Raw genomic sequence first — 18,432 nt, 5'->3', positions numbered from 1 at the left:
TTGGGTTCTGGCCCCGCCGCGTGAGCGGCGGGGCCAGACTCTTTCTCGTGGTGATGGGGGAATGGGCCGGGGAGACGGTCGGGCCGGATGTGTGGGAGACCTGCCGGGAGTTGATCCCGGCAGGCAGTGTGTTCGCGTTCCTGGCCGAGCATCGCGGCGCGCTGTTCCCGGCGGAGACGTTCGAGGACATGTACCCGTCGGCGAACGGGCGGCCGAGCATGCCGCCGCAGATCCTGGCCGCGGCGATCACGCTGCAGGCCCTTAACGGGCTGTCGGACTTCGAGACGGTCCAGGAGTTGCGGTGTGACCTGAGGTGGAAGGCCGCGTGCGGGCTGGGCCTGCACGACATGGCGTTCGATCCGTCGCTGCTGGCCTACTTCCGGCGCCGGCTGGCCCGCTCGGTGCGGCCGAACCGTGTCTTCGAGACGGTGCGCGAGGTGGTGAAGGCCACCGGTGTCCTCAAGGGCAAGCACCGGCGGGCGCTGGACTCCACGGTGCTGGACGATGCGGTCGCCACCCAGGACACCGTCACCCAGATCATCGCCGCCGTCCGCGCGGTAATTCGCGAGGTCCCCGGGGCCGCTGAGGTGGCAGCCGTGCAGTGCACCGCGCATGACTACAGCGACCCGGGCAAACCAAGGATCGCCTGGAATGACGAGCAGGCCCGCGCCACGCTTGTTGATGCCCTGGTCAGTGACGCGCTCAGGCTGCTCGGGCATCTGCCCGAGCAGGAGCTGGGCGAGAAGGCCGCGAATGCCGTCGGCATCCTGGCCCTGGTCGCCGGGCAAGACGTCGAACCCGCCGAGGACTCCGACGGCCGCGACGGGCGCTGGCGCATCACCCGTGGCACCGCGCAGGACCGGATGGTCTCCACCGTCGACCCCGAGGCCCGGCACATCCACAAAACCCGCACCCACCAGCAAGACGGCTTCAAGGCCCACCTGGCCATCGAGCCCGAGACCGGGTTATACACCGCCGTCGCCCTGCGGCCCGGCAGTGGCCCAGAGCACCACGAGGCCACCGTCGGCCTGGACCTTCTCGCCGAGGAGGACGGGCCGGTGGACGCCTTCGGCGACACCGCCTACTCCACCGGCGATGCCCGCCAGGCCCTCGAAGACGCAGGGCACCGGCTGTTCCTCAAGCCCGCCCCGCTACGGGCGGCCGTCCCCGGCGGCTTCACCCTGGACGACTTCGCCATCGACACCGCCGCCGCCACGGTGACCTGCCCCGCTGGACACACGGTCCCCCTGTCAGACCCCGGCGGACAGCACCACCAGCGCAAGGCGGCCTTCGGGAAACTGTGCGCCGGATGTCCCCTGCGCGAGCGGTGCACCAAGGCCAAGGCCGGCCGCATCCTGACCATCCGCCCACACCACGACCTGCTCGCAGCCGCCCGCCGCCAGGCCGCTACCGACCCCGACTGGCAAGCCGACTACCGCCGCTGGAGACCACCGGTCGAACGCGCCGTCGCCTGGCTCGTCCACCACGGCAACCGCAAACTCCGCTACCGCGGAACCATCGCCAACGACACCTGGCTCCACACCCGAGCCGCCGCCCTCAACCTCCGCCGACTGATCAACCTCGGACTCACCCGCACCGGCGACACCTGGCACCTCGCCCCGGCCACCGGATGACCAGAAGGGCCGCCCGGCCTCCGGCCGGACAGCCCCTCAACAAGATCTTCATGAGTCTTCTAGCAGCAGTCCCCGCCCTCGGCGAGATCGTCGCCGCTGCTCGCTCTCCGTGGCGGGAGAGGGCACCCGTCCGTCACCTCGACCCGCAGCCCGTCCGGCGGGTGCTTCCCTTCATGGCCGGCGAACACGCCGGCCTGATCGGCTCGTTCACCACCATGCGCTTCGACGACGACCCGGACATCGTCTACTCGGAAGACCTGATCTCGGGGCACATGACCGCCAACCCCAGACGGTCAAGGAAGCCGTACTTCGTTACGCCCGCTTGCAGGCCACCGCTCTCTCCGTGGAGGATTCGGCGGCACTGATCATCCGCGTAATGGGGGAATGGGGATCGGCCAGGGCCTGACCAACGCGCAGTGGCGTAAGTCGTCATACAGCGGTACCACCGGTGGCGAGTGCGTGGAGTGCGCCTCCCTGGGCGCCGCCGCCTGGCGCAAGTCCTCGTACAGCGGCACCACCGGCGGCCAATGCGTCGAGGTCGACGCCCAGCCCTGCCGTATCGCCGCCCGCGACTCCAAGAACCCCGACGGCCCCGTTTTCACTGTCACCCCCGTCGCCTTCGCGGCCTTCGCCGAAGCGGTAAAGGCGTAACGCCCGGCGTCAACAGAAGCGGAGAGGGGGGCGCGAACGGTCCGTGCTTCACATCCCGATGTACGGACCGACGGGTGCCTGAGACCATGACGGTCATGGTCCAAACCTCCCCGGAGTCGAACACAGACACCCAAGACGTCCATATATCCGCCACCGCCGCCCGCGCCTCGCGCATGTGGGCGGTCGTATTCGCCGCCTGCGCGGGGCAGTTCCTCGTCGTCCTCGATGTGTCCGTCGTCAACACCGCGCTGCCGTCCATGCGCACCGACCTCGGGCTCAGCGCCGTCGGGCTGCAGTGGGTGGTCAACGCGTACTCGATCGCCTTCGCCGGGTTCATGCTGCTCGGCGGGCGGGCCGGGGACCTCTTCGGGCGCAAGCGGATGTTCCTGGTGGGTCTCGGGCTGGTCACCGCCGCCTCGCTCGCGGGTGGACTCGCCCAGGAGGGCTGGCAGTTGCTCGCCGCGCGCGCCGGGCAGGGCCTCGGCGCCGCCGTGCTCTCCCCGTCGACGCTGGCGCTGCTCACCTCGGCCGTGCCCGAGGGGGCGGCGCGGGCGCGGGCCATCGCCACGTGGACCGCGGTCGGCGCGGGCGGTGGCGCGGCCGGCGGGCTGGTCGGCGGGGTGCTCACGGACTCGCTGTCGTGGCGCTGGACGCTGCTCATCAATGTGCCGATCGGTGCGCTGGTGATGGTCCTGGGCGCGCTGTGGCTGACGGAGAGCCGGGCGGGGAACGGGCGCCGGCTCGATCTGCCCGGTGCGGTGCTTGTGACCGGCGGCCTGGCAACCTTCGCGTACGGCATCGTGCAGACCGAGCAGAAGGGCTGGACCGCCCCCGCGACCCTGGTGCTGCTGGCCGCCGGGCTGACGCTGCTCGGTGCCTTCCTGGCGGTCGAGGCGCGTGCGAAGGCCCCACTGATGCCGCTGAAGCTGTTCCGCGTGCGGTCGGTGTCGGCGGCGAACGCCGCGATGTTCACCAATGGCTCGGCCATGTTCTGCATGTGGTTCTTCATGACGCTGTACGCCCAGAACGTGCTCGACTACAGTCCGCTGGCCGCCGGGCTGGCGCTGATGCCGAGTTCGGTGAGCGTGATCGTCGGGTCGAAACTGGCGCCTCGGCTGATGCCGGTCCTCGGCGCCCGCAATGTCGCCGTGCTCGGCGCACTGGTGGCCGCGGCCGGGTTCGCCTGGCAGTCGACGATGGACGCTCAGGGCTCGTACGTGACCGACATCCTGCTGCCGGGCATCCTGATGATGCTCGGCGGCGGACTCGCGGCGACCCCGCTCGCCGCCCTCGCCACCGCGGGCGCCGCGCCGGGCGACGCGGGCCTTGTCTCCGGCCTGATCAACACCTCCCGGACGATGGGCGGCGCGCTGGGTCTCGCCGTCCTCTCCACGGTCGCGGCGGCGAGGACGGGCGGCGCCACGGACCCGGAGGCCCTGACGGCCGGGTACGCGCTCGCGTTCAGGACCGGGACGGGGGTGCTGCTGGGCGGGGTGGTGCTCATGCTGCTGTGGATGCCGGCGGCCGACCGGTCCACCGACGGGCGGCCCTCGAAGGGCTGAGGGCTCGCAGGCGGGCCGACGGCATGCCGTCGATCGCGCTCCCCGCAGCCGTCTGACGCCATATCAGACTTCTTCACAAGTGCGCGGGCGTGCGTTATACATGGGCGCACCGGCCGAGTGGAACGCGTTCCAGTGAACCGAGGGAGTCAGCGTCTTGCCCATCGATGCCGCCAAGGCCGTCGCCGCCGAGCCCCGTACCACCGAGATCCACTGGGGCCACAAGGACGTCCAGCTCTACCACCTCGGCCTCGGTGCCGGGGCGCCCGCGACCGACCCGGCCGAACTGCGTTACACGCTCGAGTCCCGGCTGCACGTCCTGCCCAGCTTCGCGACCGTCGCCGGCGGCGGCATGGGCGTCGTCGGCGGGCTCTCCGCTCCCGGCATCGACGTGGACCTCGCCGCGGTGCTGCACGGCAGCCAGACCGTCGAACTGCACCGGCCGATCCCGGTCGAGGGGCGGGCCGTGCAGACCTCCCGGGTCGCCGCCGTGTACGACAAGGGCAAGGCCGCGGTCCTCGTCCTGCGGTCCGAGGCCGCCGACGAGGACGGGCCGCTGTGGACCGGCGACGCCCAGCTGTTCGTACGCGGCGAGGGCGGCTTCGGCGGTGAGCGCGGCCTCTCCGTCCGTCAGGAATGCCCGGCCGGCGAGCCGGACCACACCGTTCTGCGCCCGATCCGCGAGGACCAGGCGCTGCTCTACCGCCTCTCCGGCGACCGGAACCCGCTCCATGCCGACCCGGAGTTCGCCGAGCGTGCCGGTTTCGACCGGCCCATCCTGCACGGCCTGTGCTCGTACGGCATGACCCTGAAGGCCGTCGTCGACACGCTGCTCGACGGTGACGTCACACGTGTACGCACCTACGGCACACGCTTCGCGGGGGTCGTCTTCCCCGGCGAGACGCTGCGCATCCGGCTGTGGCGCGAGCCGGGACGTGTCCGGGCCACGGCCTGCGCCGTCGAACGCGGCGACGCACCGGTCCTCGCCGACACCGTCGTCGAGCACGAGTAGTCCTGGGCGGGACCCGCCCGGAGACCGCGCACACGGGAAGAACTGCGCGCGTGAACCGCGAAGGGCCGTCACGGGATTACCGTGACGGCCCTTCCGCTGACGTGGACCCGATTCAGACGGCGTCCGCGTCCTGTGCCGGACGCCGGTGGCGGCCGTGCGGCGGGGCCGCCGAATCGTCCGCCGCGGCCGCACCCCCTCGGTGCTTGCCGGAGCCGGATGCCGCCCCCTGCGGCTGCGTCTCGGTCGTGTCGTCATGGGCCGCCTTCACGGTCCCGGACATGGCCTCTGACATCTGGGAAAGTCCCCCGTTGTGATTCGTGTGCGTGACGAGCCCAAGAGTCTAGCCAGTCGACGATCTTGCGGTGAGCGGAGCCTGTTGCAGCGGTACGGGCCTGCACACCCGCGGCTGCCGGGGAGCCTCGGCCGGGGGCTCCGCCGGGGTGTCCAGCCGGGCCACGCCGCACGGCGACCCGTCCCTCACGTACGGCAGGCTCAGCACCCCCTCGCCGCCCCACAGTCCGGCGCCCGCCAGCCACCCCTCCGGGGCGTCGAACCGGTGGAGCCTCCGCCACGACGGCCGCCACACCCCCAGCCGGCCCCCCGCCGGCCCGTCGATCCGCAGCGCCACCGCGCAGCTCTCCGGCATCAGCAGCTGCCCCGGCTGCACCGCGAACGGCGTCACCGCGCAGTCCGCCGGCCGCAAGCAGTCCGGGAAGCGCACCGGCCGGGTGCTGCCCAGCACCCCCCAGCCCAGCCGGTCGTGCCCCGGCGCGTCCGAACGGATCAGGATCAGCCCGCTGCCCGGGTCGGCGAGCAGCAGCCGGTCGTCACTCTCCTCGGTGATCTGCAGCAGCGGAGTCACCTCGCCGCCCCGCTCCAGATCGACCGCCACCGTCTTCGTGTACCCGTCCAACTCCCGGTCCAGGGCCAGCATCCGGCCCGTACGGTCCAGCCAGACGCCCCCCGAGCAGCGCCCCGGCACCTCCGCCACATGCTCGGGCCCGAACGTCCCGCCCGCCACCAGCCATACGTCGGTCGAGCGCGGGCCGGCCGCCAGGGCGTAGGCCCGGCCGCCGTCCGGGCACGGCGGAAGCAGCGTCAGCTCCTCGCACTCGACGCCGCCGAGCGTCAGCTCCCCGGTGCCGGGGCCGGTCGGATACACCAGCGCGAACACATGCCGCTCGGCCACTCTGCGATGGACCAGCACCCGCCCGTCCGCCATCGGCAGCACCTCGGTGTCCGGCTCCTCCGGCTGATTCCCCGGCAGCGGTACCGCATACGGCTCCGGGCCCCCGAGCGTCCAGCGCTCGGGGAACCGCGCGTCCCCCTCGCCCGCCAGCCGCGCGGCGTACGAGCCGTCCGCGGCGATCACGAATTCCCTCCGCCCCACCGCGGTTGATGGGGGTCCCCCCTGCTCGAACGAAGTGGAGAGTTCGGGGAAGGCACAGGTAGTCATCGTCGGGTCACCTCCGGCGACGAAGCTAGGTTTCGTACGACCGGCCGAACAACACGAGACGTCTCCCTTCACACATACGAGTGGCCGTCCCCGGTTTCGCCTGAGGAGGCCGGGGTGAGTGTGCCGGCGGCCTCTCGGCTCTGCCCCGTCACGTCCGCGTCACGCTGCCGTGACGGGCCCTGGGTGACAGTGGCAGCGCCAGAGCCGAAGGCTCATCCCTGCTCACGAGAGGGAGAAGGAAATGAACCGAAAGCGGTTTCTCGCGCTCCTCGCCCCGCCGTTCGCGGCGGCGGTCGCACTCGTTCCGGCCGCCGGGGCACAGGCACTGAGTGAAGGAGCCCACGGCTCCGCCCCCTCCGCCCTTCCGGCAGCACCGTCCTGTTCGCTGAAGCGGATGACCGGCCCAGCGGGAGCTACCACGTTCGCGCTCATGGGCGAGGGATTCACCAAGGGCGCGAAGCTGTCCTTCGCCTCGAACGTCCAGGCATCCGGAGGCGTCACCGCGGACGACGCGGGTACCTTCGTCACGCAGGCGGTCCTGCCGGAGGGCCAGTACCACGTGGTGTCGGAGGACGGCGAGACCACGATCAAGTGCGAGAAGGCGAAGAGCGCGCTGGCGCAGAGCGACGCCGAGCGCGCAGAGGGCTTCAGGGACGGCTACAACCTGATCAAGGCGAACTGCAAGGCGCAGAAGATGCAGATGATCGAGCCGCGGACCCCGAGCTACGACAAGGGCTGGGACGCCGGAGCCGCCGCGGCGACCGAGAAGTACTGCACCTGAGCAGGGCGTGCCCGCACCGTGCGTCCGCCGAGGACGTAACGGCAGGACAGGGCACGACAGAGGGGCACGGAGGGCAGGTAGCCTTTCCTCCGTGCCCCGTCTGTCTGAAGTTCTCGCCGCGCTCGACGCCCTCTGGCCCCCCGCGCGGGCCGAACAGTGGGACGCCGTCGGCACCGTCTGCGGAGATCCGGACGCGGAGGTCTCCCGCGTGCTCTTCGCCGTCGACCCCGTGCAGGAGATCGCCGACGAGGCGGTGAAGCTCGGCGCCGATCTGCTGATCACCCACCACCCGCTCTATCTGCGCGGCACCACCACCGTCGCGGCCTCCACCTTCAAGGGCCGCGTCGTGCACACCCTGATCAAGAACGACATCGCGCTGCACGTCGCCCACACCAACGCCGACACCGCCGACCCCGGCGTCTCCGACGCCCTCGCCGGCGCCCTCGACCTGCGCGTCGTCGGCCCGCTCGTACCGGACCCCACCGATCCGGACGGCCGCCGCGGCCTCGGCCGGATCTGCGAACTCGACCATCCGCAGACGCTCCGCGAGTTCGCCGCCCGCGCCGCCGCCCGGCTGCCCGCCACCGCGCAGGGCATCCGCCTCGCCGGAGACCCCGAAACCGTCGTCCGTACCGTCGCCGTCAGCGGCGGCTCCGGCGACAGCCTCTTCGACCAGGTACGGGCCGCCGGAGTCGACGCCTTCCTCACCGCCGACCTGCGCCACCACCCCGCGTCGGAGGCGGTGCAGGCTGCATCCCTTTCTCCCGGCCCGCTCGGCCTCGTCGACGCGGCCCACTGGGCCACCGAATGGCCCTGGTGCGAGCAGGCCGCCGCCCAGCTCGACGAAATCTCCGACCGTCATGGATGGGACCTCCGTGTCCATGTCTCCAAGACGGTCACCGACCCCTGGACCGCCCACGCGGCGTCCTCCCTCCCGTCGCCCGCCACCACCCTTCCAGGGAGCGCTGCGCGCGCACCTCTTGATTCCGACGATTCCTCTGGAGCCCCCAACTGAACGCCGCGCCCGCCGACCAGATCCGACTCCTCGACGTCCAGGCCTTCGACGTACGCCTGACGCAGCTCGCCCACAAGCGGAAGTCGCTGCCCGAGCACGCCGAGATCGAGTCGCTGAACAAGGACCTCACGCAGCTGCGCGACCTGCTCGTCGCCGCGCAGACCGAGGAGAGCGACACCGCCCGCGAGCAGACCAAGGCCGAGCAGGACGTCGACCAGGTCCGCCAGCGCGCCGTCCGCAACCAGCAGCGCCTGGACTCCGGCCACATCACCTCCCCCAAGGACCTGGAGAACCTCCAGCGCGAGATCGTCTCCCTCGCCAAGCGCCAGGGCGACCTCGAGGACGTCGTCCTGGAGATCATGGAGCGCCGCGAGTCCGCGCAGGAACGCGTCGCCGAACTCACCGGGCGCGTCGCCGCCGTGCAGGCCAAGGCCGACGACGCGAACGCCCGCCGCGACTCCGCCTTCGAGCAGATCGACGGTGAGGCCGCCACCGTGACCAAGGAGCGTGAGGTCGTCGCCGGCTCCGTCCCCGCCGACCTGCTCAAGCTGTACGACAAGCTGCGCACCCAGCAGGGCGGGATCGGCGCCGCCAAGCTCTACCAGCGGCGCTGCGAGGGCTGCCGCCTGGAGCTGAACATCATCGAGCTCAACGAGATCCGTGCCGCCGCGGCCGACAAGGTCGTCCGGTGCGAGAACTGCGGCCGCATCCTGGTCCGCACGGCGGATTCGGGACTCTGATGCGTCGTCTCGTCGTCGAAGCCGACGGAGGCTCCCGGGGCAACCCGGGACCCGCCGGCTACGGCACGGTCGTCCTCGACCCCGTCACCGGTGAGACCCTCGCCGAGGCGGCCGAGTACATCGGCATCGCCACGAACAACGTCGCCGAGTACCGCGGTCTGCTGGCCGGTCTGCGGGCGGCGCGCGAGCTCGACCCGGACGCGGAGGTCCGCGTCCGCATGGATTCCAAGCTCGTCGTCGAGCAGATGTCCGGCCGCTGGAAGATCAAGCACCCCGACATGAAGCCGCTCGCGGCGGAGGCCGCGCGGGTCTTCCCGCCCGGCCAGGTCACGTACGAGTGGATCCCGCGCGAGGAGAACAAGCGCGCCGACCGGCTCGCCAACGAGGCGATGGACGCCGGCAAGCGCGGCCGGCAGTGGGAACCCTCCGCCGATGTCCGGGCCGCGCGGGCCGTGACTCCGGCGCCCCCGTCCGGCCCGCCCGGCGATGCGGCGGCCGGCGCGGCGAAGGCGCGCGAGGCGCTGGCGGGGCGCAAGGCCGCGGCCGCGGGTGCCGGTGCGGGGGTGCCGGCTGCGCGTGGGGTACGGGCCGGCACGGCGACTGCTGCTCCGGCCGCCACCCCGGCCGCCGGGTGGGCCCCACCCGACCTGGGTGCGCCCGCCACCTTCGTGCTGCTCCGGCACGGGGAGACCGCCCTCACCCCGGAGAAGCGCTTCTCCGGGAGCGGCGGCAGCGACCCCGAACTGTCCGCGGCCGGCCTCGCCCAGGCCGAACGGGTCGCCGCGGTGCTTGCCGCGCGCGGCACGATCCAGGAGATCGTCTCCTCACCGCTGAAGCGGTGCCGGCAGACCGCAGAGGCCGTCGCCGTACGCCTCGGGCTCGACATCATCGTCGAGGACGGCCTGCGTGAGACGGACTTCGGCGCCTGGGAGGGGCTCACCTTCGCCGAGGTGCGCGAGCACTACCCCGACGACCTCGACGCCTGGCTCTCCTCCGCGAAGGCCGCCCCCACGGGCGGCGGCGAGAGCTTTGCGACGGTCGCCCGCAGGGTCGCGACGACCCGCGACAGACTGATCGCCCGCTCGGCCGGCCGTACGGTGCTGCTGGTCACCCATGTCACGCCGATCAAAACCCTGGTCCGGCTGGCCCTGGGCGCCCCGCCGGAGTCCCTGTTCCGGATGGAACTGTCGGCGGCTTCGCTCTCGGCGGTGTCGTACTACGCGGACGGCAACGCGTCGCTGAGGCTGCTGAACGATACGTCGCACTTGCGCTGAGCCTTTGTGCGGGGGGCTTGCCGTGCTCCGTCCAGGCGGCCGGTGTGTCCGTCCTCAAGCGCCGGACGGGCTGGATGGTTGCTGCCGGTTGCCGGTGGCCGCTCCGGGGATACCGTCCGGGCCGGGCATGATTTACGCCGCGCGATCTCGTGGTCCGTTTTGATCATCCGGCACGTTCGCGCGTCACACATCACGTTTTACGGCCCGGACAGCACCCCCTGCACGGCCCCCTTTACACGCACCGGTTGTGGACAGTCGTTCCTCCCCCACCTTCCGCTGGGAGGTGCCCAGGCGACGGGGGTACCCCCGGACGAAGTCTGGGCACAACCGGCCCACCGGGCCGCACCCGAACAAGCCCGTCCGGCGATTGAGGACGGACACACCGGCTCGCCTCGCGTGGGGCGGCAAGCTTCCAGCCCGTCCGACGTTTGAGGATGGACACTCTGGCCGACCGGGCGGCGCCATCAGAGTTGCGCCTCAGTGGATTTCCATGACCACCACGTCCAGCGACCACGCCTTGCCCGCGCGGGTCGGGGGCTCGCCTTCGACCACGTAGCCGAGGTCCCGCAGGGTCTCCATCAGCTGCGCGGGCCCCGCAGGGTTCGCGCCCGCGGTGAGCAGGTCACGGACCAGGCGGCCCTTCGTCGCCTTGTTGAAGTGGCTGACCACAGACCGTTTCTCGACCCCGTCGACCATCTGCGAGTGGAGCACACGGACCGTCGCGGTGCGCTCCGCGAGCTCGCCCTTGGGCTTCCACGCGGAGCCGTACGCCGAGGATCGCAGGTCGAGGACCAGCCCGTCCCCGGCCGCCTCGGGCATCACCGAGGCCATCGGCGCACGCCAGTGCGCCCCCAGCGCACCCAATCCCGGGAGCTTCACGCCCATCGAGCAGCGGTAGGAGGGGATGCGGTCGGTGATGCGTACCGCGCCCCACAGGCCGGAGAAGACGAGCAGGGACGCCTCGGCACGGGCCATGGCCGCGGCATCGAGGGTTGCCAGGCCGAGCGCGTCGTAGAGGACACCGGTGTAGATCTCTCCGGCCGGCCGCGTGCCCGCCGTGCGCATCTCCGCGTTCTTGGCGATCTCGCCGCGCAGCCCCTCACTGAGCCCGAGCACCTCGCGCGCCTTGTCCTCGTCGGCGGCGCACAGTTCGATCAGCTCGTCCAGCACCGCCGCCCGTGCCTCGGCGAGGCCCGGAAGGGACAGCGACTCCGGCTTCAGCGGCGCCCCGCCACCCGGGGCAGCCTTGCCTTCGGAGGGCGGCAACAGCACGAGCACGGTGGTTTCTCCTTCAATACGTACGCGAGAAGAGGGGTGCGGCCCTCCGCGCCAGCGTACGGTGCTCCGGAGTGCCCCCCGCCCCATGGGCACATACGCTCGAAACATGCCCCGCCGTCATCTCCATGTGACCGGCGCAGCGGAGGCGCCCCTCCGGGCCGCCCTGCGCGAACTGCGCGCCCGGCTCCAGGTGTCGCAAGCCTTCTCGCACGAGGTGCACGAGGAGGCCGACCGGGCCGCACGCTCTCCGGCGCTGCCGTCGTACGACGCGACCGACGTGCCCTTCTTCACCGTCGACCCGCCCGGCTCCGTCGACCTCGACCAGGCCATGCACCTGTCCCTCCGGAACGGCGCCGGATACCGCGTGCAGTACGCCATCGCCGATGTGGCCGCCTTCGTCGCTCCCGGCGGGGCGCTCGACGCCGAGGCGCACCGCCGGGTGACCACGCTCTATTTCCCGGACGGGAAGATCCCGCTGCACCCCCCGGCCCTCTCCGAGGGCGCCGCCAGCCTGCTGCCGGGACAGAGCTGCCCGGCCCTGCTGTGGCGCATCGACCTCGACACGGACGGCGCGGCCGTCGCCGTCGACGTACGCAGGGCCCTGATCCGCAGCCGGGCCCGGCTCGACTACGCGGGCGTCCAGCGGCAGATCGACGACGGAACCGCCGAGGCGTCCGTCGCCCTGCTGCGTGACATCGGTCTGCTGCGCGAGAAGCAGGAGCTCGCCCGCGGCGGCATATCGCTCAGCGTCCCCGAGCAGGAGATCGTCGAGCACGACCACGCGTACGACCTGGAGTACCGCGCCCCGCTGCCCGCCGAGGCCTGGAACGCCCAGATCTCCCTGCTCACCGGCATGTCCGCGGCCCGACTGATGACCACCGCGGGCACCGGCATCCTCCGCACGCTCCCCAGTGCCCCGGACGGTGCCGTCGCCCGGCTGCGGCACTGCGCCACCGCCCTCCGCATCGACTGGCCGCACCATGTCTCGTACGCCGACCTGGTGCGTTCCCTCGATCCGCACAAGCCCGCGCACGCCGCCTTCCTCCAGGAGTGCACCACCCTGCTGCGCGGAGCCGGCTACACCGTCTTCGAGAACGGCGTGCTCCCCACGCCCTCGGTCCACGCCGCCGTCGCCGACGTCTACACCCACTGCACCGCCCCGCTGCGCCGCCTCGTCGACCGCTATGCCGGCGAACTGTGCGTCGCCGCGTCGGCGGGGGTGGACCCTCCGGAGTGGGTACGTTCCGCATTCGCGACCCTCCCCGACGAGATGACCCGCGGGGCCAGGCTCGCCGGCACCGTCGAACGCGAATGTCTCGACATCGTCGAGGCGGCCCTGCTCAAGGACCACATCGGCGAGGTCTTCGACGCCTGCGTCGTGGACGTCCACGAGCACGACGCCACGATCGGTAAGGTCCACCTGGAGGACCCCGCGGTCATCGCCCGCATCGAGGGCGGAACGGCCCCGCTTCCCCTGGGCGAACGCCTGCCCGTCCGTCTCGTCCGGGCCGACCCGGGCCGGGAGAAGGCGGTGTTCACGCCTGCGTGAGGGCGGCGACGAGCGCGCGCGGATCGTCGGCGTGGAACCGGACCGTACGCACTTCGCACCGCGCCCCGAGCGGGCGCACGAACTCCACCGCCCGGTTCAGCTCCAAGGTCACCGTGGTCTGGCTCCCCACGGCGAGATCGAGCACACCGTCCGGGCCGAGCTGGACCAGCTTGCCCTCCGGGTAGCGCCGTTCGACACGTACACCGGCGATGTCGGCGGGGCCGACGCGCAGGTCGACCATGGCGCCATACCGGATCCGCAGTGAACCGTCCGCCTCCACCACATGCGGACGGGTGACGCACGCCGCGTGCAGCGCGAACACCAGCAACAGCCCGTACGCATCCAGCACCAGCAGAATCCGGTGCACCGTCGGCCACGGAACGACGAGGGCCAGCACCACCGTCTCGACCAGGGACACGAAGACCAGTCCGTACATCATGGCCGTCTGCGGCCCGGTGTACGCGACGGAGTGATCGCCGTCCCGCACCCCGTGCTGCCGTCGCGCCACCCACAGTCCGAGGCTGTGCAACGAACGCAGTTCATGCGCGGCCAGACGGCGCGCCTTCTCGGGTATGACCGAGCGGACCGCCGCCCGGAATCCCCTCACCCGCGACCGTCGCCACACGACCACGGCCTCCGCAGTCAGTGCGCCGAACACGACAACCTCGGCTCCGGCCAGCAGGGGCACGGGCACCGGCACCCCGGCCATTAGACAGATCACCAGTCCCACTTCGCCGATGACCATCAGCGGCAGCGCGAACCTCATCGCTTCCCCCGTTCCAGTAAGGCCGCCATCACTTGGCGTAGGACCTCGGCCTGCGCCGGGGCGAAGTCGGCGAGCAGCGCCTCCGCCGCCCCCGGCACGGTGGGGCCGTCCGCCGGGATCGACGCCAGCACCTCGTCCGGGACAGCCGCGACCAGTTCCCGGGCGAGCGGCTCGATCCTCGGGTCGTCGGTGCTCGCGTCGGCGAGCGCGTCAAGGCGCTCGTACAGCGCGAGTACACCGCTGTCGCTCGCGAGGGGCCGGAGGGCCGCGAAGATCTCCTCGCCCGCCGGCCCGTTGTCGAGCAGCGTCAGATACGCGCGGTCCTTCGCCGCCGAGGGCGACCGGGTCTCGGGCAGCTCGCTCAGCAGCTCTCCCAGCGCCGCCGACACCGGCCCCTCGGCGGGCAGCCGCCCCTCCTCGGCCTGCGCCAGCAGCCCGGCGAGCCGGCGCCGCCGCTCACGGATCTCCGCCTCCTGCCGCGCCAGGTCGGCATCCAGTTCGCCGAGCACCTCGACGAGTTCGCGCCCGGCATCGTCGGCGAGCACGTCCCGCACCTCGTCCAGGCCGAGCCCGAGCTCGGTCAGCCGGCGGATACGGCAGAGGATCACGGCGTGCCGCATCCCGTACACGCGATACCCATTGGCCCGGCGCGCGGGCTCGGGCAGCAGCCCCAGGTGGTGGTAGTGCCGTACCGCCCGCGGGGTCACCCCGACGAGCGCGGCGAGTTCTCCGGTACGCATGGGGCCAGTAGAAACCGTGACGCTGCGGCAGGGTCAACACAGGCTTTCCGGTCTGCCGCGCCCGTACGTGATCGTGTGCCACGATCGAGGGAAGACGGCTCCAACTCAAGGACGGCGGGTGTCTCGATGTCCCAGTCTGGCGAGCGACCGAGGAAGGAGCGCGACATGACTGCTGTGGCGCATGAACCGCTTGTGCAGGCGGACGTCCTGCTGGAGGGCTTCCTGGCGCTGGACACGCCGGAGGGTTTCCGGGCCGAGTTGATCGAGGGGGAGATCGTTGTGACACCGCCGCCGGACGGGGACCACGAGGACTACATCAACCTGATCATGAAGCAGGTGATCAGGCAGTCCCGCACCGAGATGGACTTCTCAGGAAACAAGGGCCTGAAGCTGAAGGGCGCTCCCGACTGTCCAAAGGACCACGTCATCCCCGACGGCACCTTCGCCCCCACGGAGCTGCGACTGTTCCGCGGGGCCGACTCCTGGATGCCCTGCGACGGAGTGGCTCTGGTCGTGGAGGTGACCTCCACCCGCCCGGACACCGACCGTGACACCAAGCGCCGCTGCTACGCACGGGGCGAGGTCCCCCTCTATCTGCTCGTCGACCGCGGTGCGTCGTCCCTGACGCTCTTCAGCGAGCCCGAGGAGGGCGACTACCTGCAGCGGCGTTCGATCCACTTCGGCAAGGTGCTCCCCCTGCCGGAACCGTTCGGCTTCGAGCTCGACACCGCGGACTTCGTCTGAGCGACCCCGGCACGGCAGGTAGCATGGTCACCACGGCAGACGAGCCGGGCGGACGGCCGCGGGAGGATTCCGATCCCTCCGAGGAACGTCCGGGCTCCACAGGGCAGGGTGGTGGGTAACGCCCACCCGGGGTGACCCGCGGGACAGTGCCACAGAAAGCAGACCGCCGGGGGCCTCGGCCCTCGGTAAGGGTGAAACGGTGGTGTAAGAGACCACCAGCGCCTGGGGTGACCCAGGCGGCTAGGTAAACCCCACCTGGAGCAAGGTCAAGAGGGGCCGTCGCAAGACGGTCCTGCGCGGACGTTCGAGGGCTGCCCGCCCGAGTCCGCGGGTAGACCGCACGAGGCCGGCGGCAACGTCGGTCCTAGATGGATGGCCGTCTCCCCGGCGACCGCGAGGTCACCGGGTGACAGAACCCGGCGTACAGCCCGACTCGTCTGCCTCCCGCCCGGCCACGCCACCTTCCACATCACAGCTGCGTCGATCGATTCCCGCCCCGTCTCATAGAAGTTTTGCTAGATTCGGTCCGTGACCACTCAGGCGTACGCTCCCGGCGAGGGGCCCACCAAGTCCGTGTCGGTATCGGTTCACCAGGGCACCATCGAGGCCGTGCGTGCGCGTGTCGGCAGGCGCGGCATTTCGGGGTATGTCGAGGCAGCCATACAGCGTCAGATCGAACGGGACAATCTTGCTGAGCTGATCGCGGCGAATGAGGAGCTCCACGGACCTCTTACCGATGAAGAGATCAGGGACGCTGAAGAGAAGATGTTCGGCCCCACGGACAAGGGCGCCGGCAGCAGGGCCGAGGCAGCGGCGTGAGTGGCACATGGGTGCTCGACAGTGAGGCCCTATCGCTTTATCTCCGGGCCGACAGGGGGATGACGGCACTCCTGGCCGCTGCCGCCAAGCGGGACGTCAGGGTTGTCGTCAGCGCGGTGACCCTGGTCGAGGCAGACCCGAACGGAGTACACGCGGCGCGCATGTCCTGGGTGCTCTCCCGGCTCGTGGTGGAACCAGTGACGAAGGAGATCGCGACCCATGCCGTCGAGCTGCTCCGGGACGCCGGGGGGCTGTCAGGCCACAAGTACGCCATCGACTCCATGGTCGCGGCCACCGCTCTGCGCGCATCCGGACCGGTGACCGTACTGACCTCGGACACCGAGGACATGGTGATGCTCTGTGGCAGACATGTGACCGTCGTCAAGGTCTGAGCCGCAGCGGGGTTCGCCGTAGACCGGAACCTGTCGGCTGTACCTGGGTGCGGGGTGATCCCGCGATGTCAGCGGCCCTCGGTAGCCTGCGCGGATGATATTTCGACGCAACAGGTTCGTGAACGCAGCCACGGACTTCGAGGACGCCGTGCGCAACCGTGACGCAGAGGGCTCGGAACATGCTTTCGACGCGATGTGCCGCGCCATCGACAAGGCCGGGGACGAGGAGTTCCGGGATGCGGGGCCCCGGCTCGCGGCGGTTCTCGGGGAGGTGCCGCCCGGGCCGCGCGGGGTGGTGGCCGTCATCGTGGGGGCATGCGTCGAGCGCGGCGCCGATCCGGTGGCCTGCGCGCCGGGGGTGTTCGCGGGGGCCCTCGGTGCCTTCCGCCAGGCGGAGGTCTTCTGCGAGCGCTGGGCGGCCGGCGGGGGAGGGGAGTTGCCCGAACCCGACCAGGGCGATCCGGCGGAGGACGTCGTCGAGCGGGTCGGCTTCGAGGCGGCGAACGGCTGGTGGACGCTGCCGCAGTGGGAGATGGCCGGCGTCGCCATGCTGTCGCACCGGAACGTACGACAGCAGCTGGGCGAGCAACGGGACCTGGCGGAGTTGGTCGACCGGGTTGCCCGGGCTTCGGACGAGCCCTTCCGGTTCAAGTGCCTGTCGTACGCCCTCCGGGTACGGGACGACGAGCCACTGGTGGTCCTGCACAGGGAGAGCCGCACGGGCTATCTGCTGCGGATGAGCGGCATCGGCGACAACTTTCAGCTGCACACACTGCTTGCCGCCGCGCTGATCGGCGGCGGGCATGTGGCCGGCGATGCGCCTTCGGCGGAGGCCGTCGCCGTCTGCCGGGATACCGAGGGGCAGGCCCCGACCGTCGGGTCCTTCAACCTGGTCGCCCCGGACGGCGAATGGATCTGGAACGAGGGCAACCCGTCGGACATCCCACTGGTCGACGGCGCCCGGCTGCTGGTCCTGGACCCGCCGCCGTACCGGAGGCACTGGGACGCGGGAAGGTTCTTCCCGAACATGCCCGGCGACCTGACGCTGGAGCGCGTACTCGGCGAGCAGGAGACCGTGCAGTGGTTCACGCGGATCTCCGAGGCCAAGGTGATGGGCGCCTGACGGTCAGTCCCCGTCCGGGATGCGCGTACCCGCGCCGCTGACGCGGACCCGGGGGTCGCCCGTGCGCAGCTCCACGGTCAGTATGCCCGGGCGGCCCATGTCCTCGCCCTGGTGGAGGGTGAGCACCGACTCCTCGGGGACGAGGCCCAGTTCACGTGCGTACGCGCCGAAGGCGGCGGCCGCCGCGCCCGTCGCCGGGTCCTCGACGACCCCGCCCACCGGGAACGGGTCGCGGACATGGAAGACATCGTCCGACTCGCGCCGGACGAGCTGGAGCGTGGTCAGGTCGAGCCGGTGCATGAGGGCGGTGAGCCGGTCGAAGTCGTAGGAGAGATCTGCCAGCCGGGCTCGGGTCGCGGCGCCGAGGACCAGATGACGGGCGCCCGCGTAGGCGATCCGGGGCGGCAGCGTGGGGTCGAGGTCGGCGGCCGGCCAGCCGAGGGCGGCCAGGGCCTCGGCGACGTCGGCCTCCTCGGCCTTCTCGACCTGCGGCTCGACGCTGGTGAGGGTGGCCCGCAGGGTGCCGCCCTCCTCGGTGACGGTCACCGGAACAGTTCCGGCGGGCGTCGTGAAGATCAGATCACCGGGGCCGTTGCGCTCGGCCAGTGCGATGGCCGTGGCGACGGTGGCGTGCCCGCAGAAGGGCACCTCGGCTTTCGGGCTGAAGTACCGGATGACGTAACCATGTTCGCCGGTCCGCTCCGTGAGGAACGCCGTTTCGCTGTAGCCGAGCTCGGCGGCGATGCCCAGCATCGCCTCGTCGTCCAGTCCGGAAGCGTCCAGGACGACTCCGGCGGGGTTGCCGCCCTTCGGATCGGACGAGAAGGCGGTGTAACGCAGCACGTCGGTCATGCGGGGCTCAACCCCTGTCGACGCCGGGCTATTCCGGGCCCGCAACC

The 18,432-nt window shown here is 71.4% G+C and carries 19 protein-coding genes, 1 other RNA gene and 1 pseudogene; 15 read left to right on the top strand and 6 right to left on the bottom strand.

All coding sequences use genetic code 11. The features are described 5' to 3' along the window. The first annotated feature begins 53 nt into the window (after positions 1-53). The 5 genes and pseudogenes from ABD858_RS09705 to ABD858_RS09685 all read left to right on the top strand — a co-directional run bounded on the left by ABD858_RS09705 (position 54) and on the right by ABD858_RS09685 (position 4,856). Positions 54-1,634, top strand: a complete 1,581-nt coding sequence (locus tag ABD858_RS09705; protein WP_345044323.1) for an IS1182 family transposase — start codon at positions 54-56, stop codon at positions 1,632-1,634. 158 nt (positions 1,635-1,792) lie between these two features. Next, positions 1,793-2,059, top strand: a pseudogene (locus ABD858_RS09700) (Scr1 family TA system antitoxin-like transcriptional regulator); the annotation flags it as partial. Beyond that, positions 2,025-2,285 carry a DUF397 domain-containing protein gene (locus ABD858_RS09695; protein ID WP_425586314.1) on the top strand — a complete coding sequence of 87 codons (261 nt, stop codon included), beginning with the start codon at positions 2,025-2,027 and terminating at the stop codon, positions 2,283-2,285. The pseudogene ABD858_RS09700 and the gene ABD858_RS09695, both read left to right, overlap by 35 nt. A gap of 95 nt (positions 2,286-2,380) precedes the next feature. Beyond that, positions 2,381-3,847, top strand: a complete 1,467-nt coding sequence (locus ABD858_RS09690) for an MFS transporter (RefSeq protein ID WP_425586179.1) — start codon at positions 2,381-2,383, stop codon at positions 3,845-3,847. A gap of 154 nt (positions 3,848-4,001) precedes the next feature. Then, the gene (locus tag ABD858_RS09685) at positions 4,002-4,856 is read left to right on the top strand and encodes a MaoC/PaaZ C-terminal domain-containing protein (protein ID WP_345035853.1); all 855 of its coding nucleotides are present in this window, start codon (positions 4,002-4,004) and stop codon (positions 4,854-4,856) included. A gap of 112 nt (positions 4,857-4,968) precedes the next feature. On the opposite strand, the gene ABD858_RS09680 is transcribed toward ABD858_RS09685, so the two are convergent. Together ABD858_RS09680 and ABD858_RS09675 are read right to left on the bottom strand one after the other, a co-directional pair. After that, positions 4,969-5,136, bottom strand: coding sequence for a hypothetical protein (locus ABD858_RS09680; protein WP_345035851.1), 168 nt, complete (start codon positions 5,134-5,136; stop codon positions 4,969-4,971). Between the two features lie 60 nt (positions 5,137-5,196). Then, a complete protein-coding gene (locus tag ABD858_RS09675) occupies positions 5,197-6,312 on the bottom strand; it encodes a hypothetical protein (RefSeq protein WP_345035850.1) in 1,116 nt (371 codons plus the stop codon). A 241-nt stretch (positions 6,313-6,553) separates the two neighbouring features. On the opposite strand from ABD858_RS09675, the gene ABD858_RS09670 reads away from it, so the two are divergent. The 4 genes from ABD858_RS09670 (at position 6,554) to ABD858_RS09655 (ending at position 10,122) form a co-directional block, all read left to right on the top strand. After that, entirely contained in the window at positions 6,554-7,093 is a 540-nt protein-coding gene (locus ABD858_RS09670; RefSeq protein WP_345035849.1) for a hypothetical protein, read from the top strand. Positions 7,094-7,184: 91 nt separating this feature from the next. Beyond that, complete coding sequence (locus ABD858_RS09665; protein ID WP_345035848.1) at positions 7,185-8,108, top strand: Nif3-like dinuclear metal center hexameric protein; 924 nt, start codon at positions 7,185-7,187, stop codon at positions 8,106-8,108. Next, a complete protein-coding gene (locus ABD858_RS09660; RefSeq protein WP_345044393.1) occupies positions 8,105-8,848 on the top strand; it encodes a zinc ribbon domain-containing protein in 744 nt (247 codons plus the stop codon). The genes ABD858_RS09665 and ABD858_RS09660 overlap by 4 nt, the downstream gene beginning before the upstream one ends. Then, a complete protein-coding gene (locus tag ABD858_RS09655; RefSeq protein ID WP_345035847.1) occupies positions 8,848-10,122 on the top strand; it encodes a bifunctional RNase H/acid phosphatase in 1,275 nt (424 codons plus the stop codon). Before ABD858_RS09660 ends, ABD858_RS09655 begins: the two co-directional genes overlap by 1 nt. Positions 10,123-10,599: 477 nt before the next feature. Here the strand turns inward: ABD858_RS09655 and yaaA are convergent, their stop codons facing one another. Then, positions 10,600-11,400, bottom strand: coding sequence for a peroxide stress protein YaaA (gene yaaA, locus ABD858_RS09650; protein ID WP_345035845.1), 801 nt, complete (start codon positions 11,398-11,400; stop codon positions 10,600-10,602). Positions 11,401-11,506: 106 nt separating this feature from the next. Here yaaA and ABD858_RS09645 point away from each other — a divergent pair, with 106 nt between their 5' ends. After that, a complete protein-coding gene (locus tag ABD858_RS09645) occupies positions 11,507-12,949 on the top strand; it encodes an RNB domain-containing ribonuclease (RefSeq protein ID WP_345035844.1) in 1,443 nt (480 codons plus the stop codon). Here ABD858_RS09645 and ABD858_RS09640 read toward each other — a convergent pair. Beyond that, the gene (locus ABD858_RS09640) at positions 12,936-13,715 is read right to left on the bottom strand and encodes a hypothetical protein (RefSeq protein ID WP_345035843.1); all 780 of its coding nucleotides are present in this window, start codon (positions 13,713-13,715) and stop codon (positions 12,936-12,938) included. The two genes, ABD858_RS09645 and ABD858_RS09640, sit on opposite strands and share 14 nt — an antisense overlap. Beyond that, positions 13,712-14,455, bottom strand: a complete 744-nt coding sequence (locus tag ABD858_RS09635) for a MerR family transcriptional regulator (RefSeq protein WP_345035842.1) — start codon at positions 14,453-14,455, stop codon at positions 13,712-13,714. The genes ABD858_RS09640 and ABD858_RS09635 overlap by 4 nt, the downstream gene beginning before the upstream one ends. A gap of 165 nt (positions 14,456-14,620) precedes the next feature. On the opposite strand from ABD858_RS09635, the gene ABD858_RS09630 reads away from it, so the two are divergent. The 5 genes from ABD858_RS09630 (at position 14,621) to ABD858_RS09610 (ending at position 17,533) form a co-directional block, all read left to right on the top strand. Beyond that, positions 14,621-15,199, top strand: coding sequence for a Uma2 family endonuclease (locus tag ABD858_RS09630; RefSeq protein ID WP_345035841.1), 579 nt, complete (start codon positions 14,621-14,623; stop codon positions 15,197-15,199). Between the two features lie 40 nt (positions 15,200-15,239). Further along, positions 15,240-15,639: RNase P RNA component class A (rnpB, locus tag ABD858_RS09625), an RNA gene on the top strand. A gap of 88 nt (positions 15,640-15,727) precedes the next feature. Then, positions 15,728-16,018, top strand: coding sequence for a hypothetical protein (locus ABD858_RS09620; RefSeq protein WP_345035840.1), 291 nt, complete (start codon positions 15,728-15,730; stop codon positions 16,016-16,018). Then, on the top strand, positions 16,015-16,410 hold the full coding sequence (locus ABD858_RS09615) for a type II toxin-antitoxin system VapC family toxin (protein WP_425586178.1): 396 nt from the start codon (positions 16,015-16,017) through the stop codon (positions 16,408-16,410). Before ABD858_RS09620 ends, ABD858_RS09615 begins: the two co-directional genes overlap by 4 nt. A 94-nt stretch (positions 16,411-16,504) precedes the next feature. Beyond that, positions 16,505-17,533, top strand: a complete 1,029-nt coding sequence (locus ABD858_RS09610; protein WP_345035838.1) for a hypothetical protein — start codon at positions 16,505-16,507, stop codon at positions 17,531-17,533. A 3-nt stretch (positions 17,534-17,536) separates the two neighbouring features. On the opposite strand, the gene ABD858_RS09605 is transcribed toward ABD858_RS09610, so the two are convergent. Next, complete coding sequence (locus tag ABD858_RS09605) at positions 17,537-18,385, bottom strand: PhzF family phenazine biosynthesis protein (protein ID WP_345035837.1); 849 nt, start codon at positions 18,383-18,385, stop codon at positions 17,537-17,539. Positions 18,386-18,432 lie beyond the last annotated feature (47 nt).

Origin of the sequence: Streptomyces sannanensis, assembly GCF_039536205.1 — a bacterium.
GTDB lineage: Bacteria > Actinomycetota > Actinomycetes > Streptomycetales > Streptomycetaceae > Streptomyces > Streptomyces sannanensis.
This window is presented reverse-complemented; position numbering and strand designations above follow the sequence as displayed.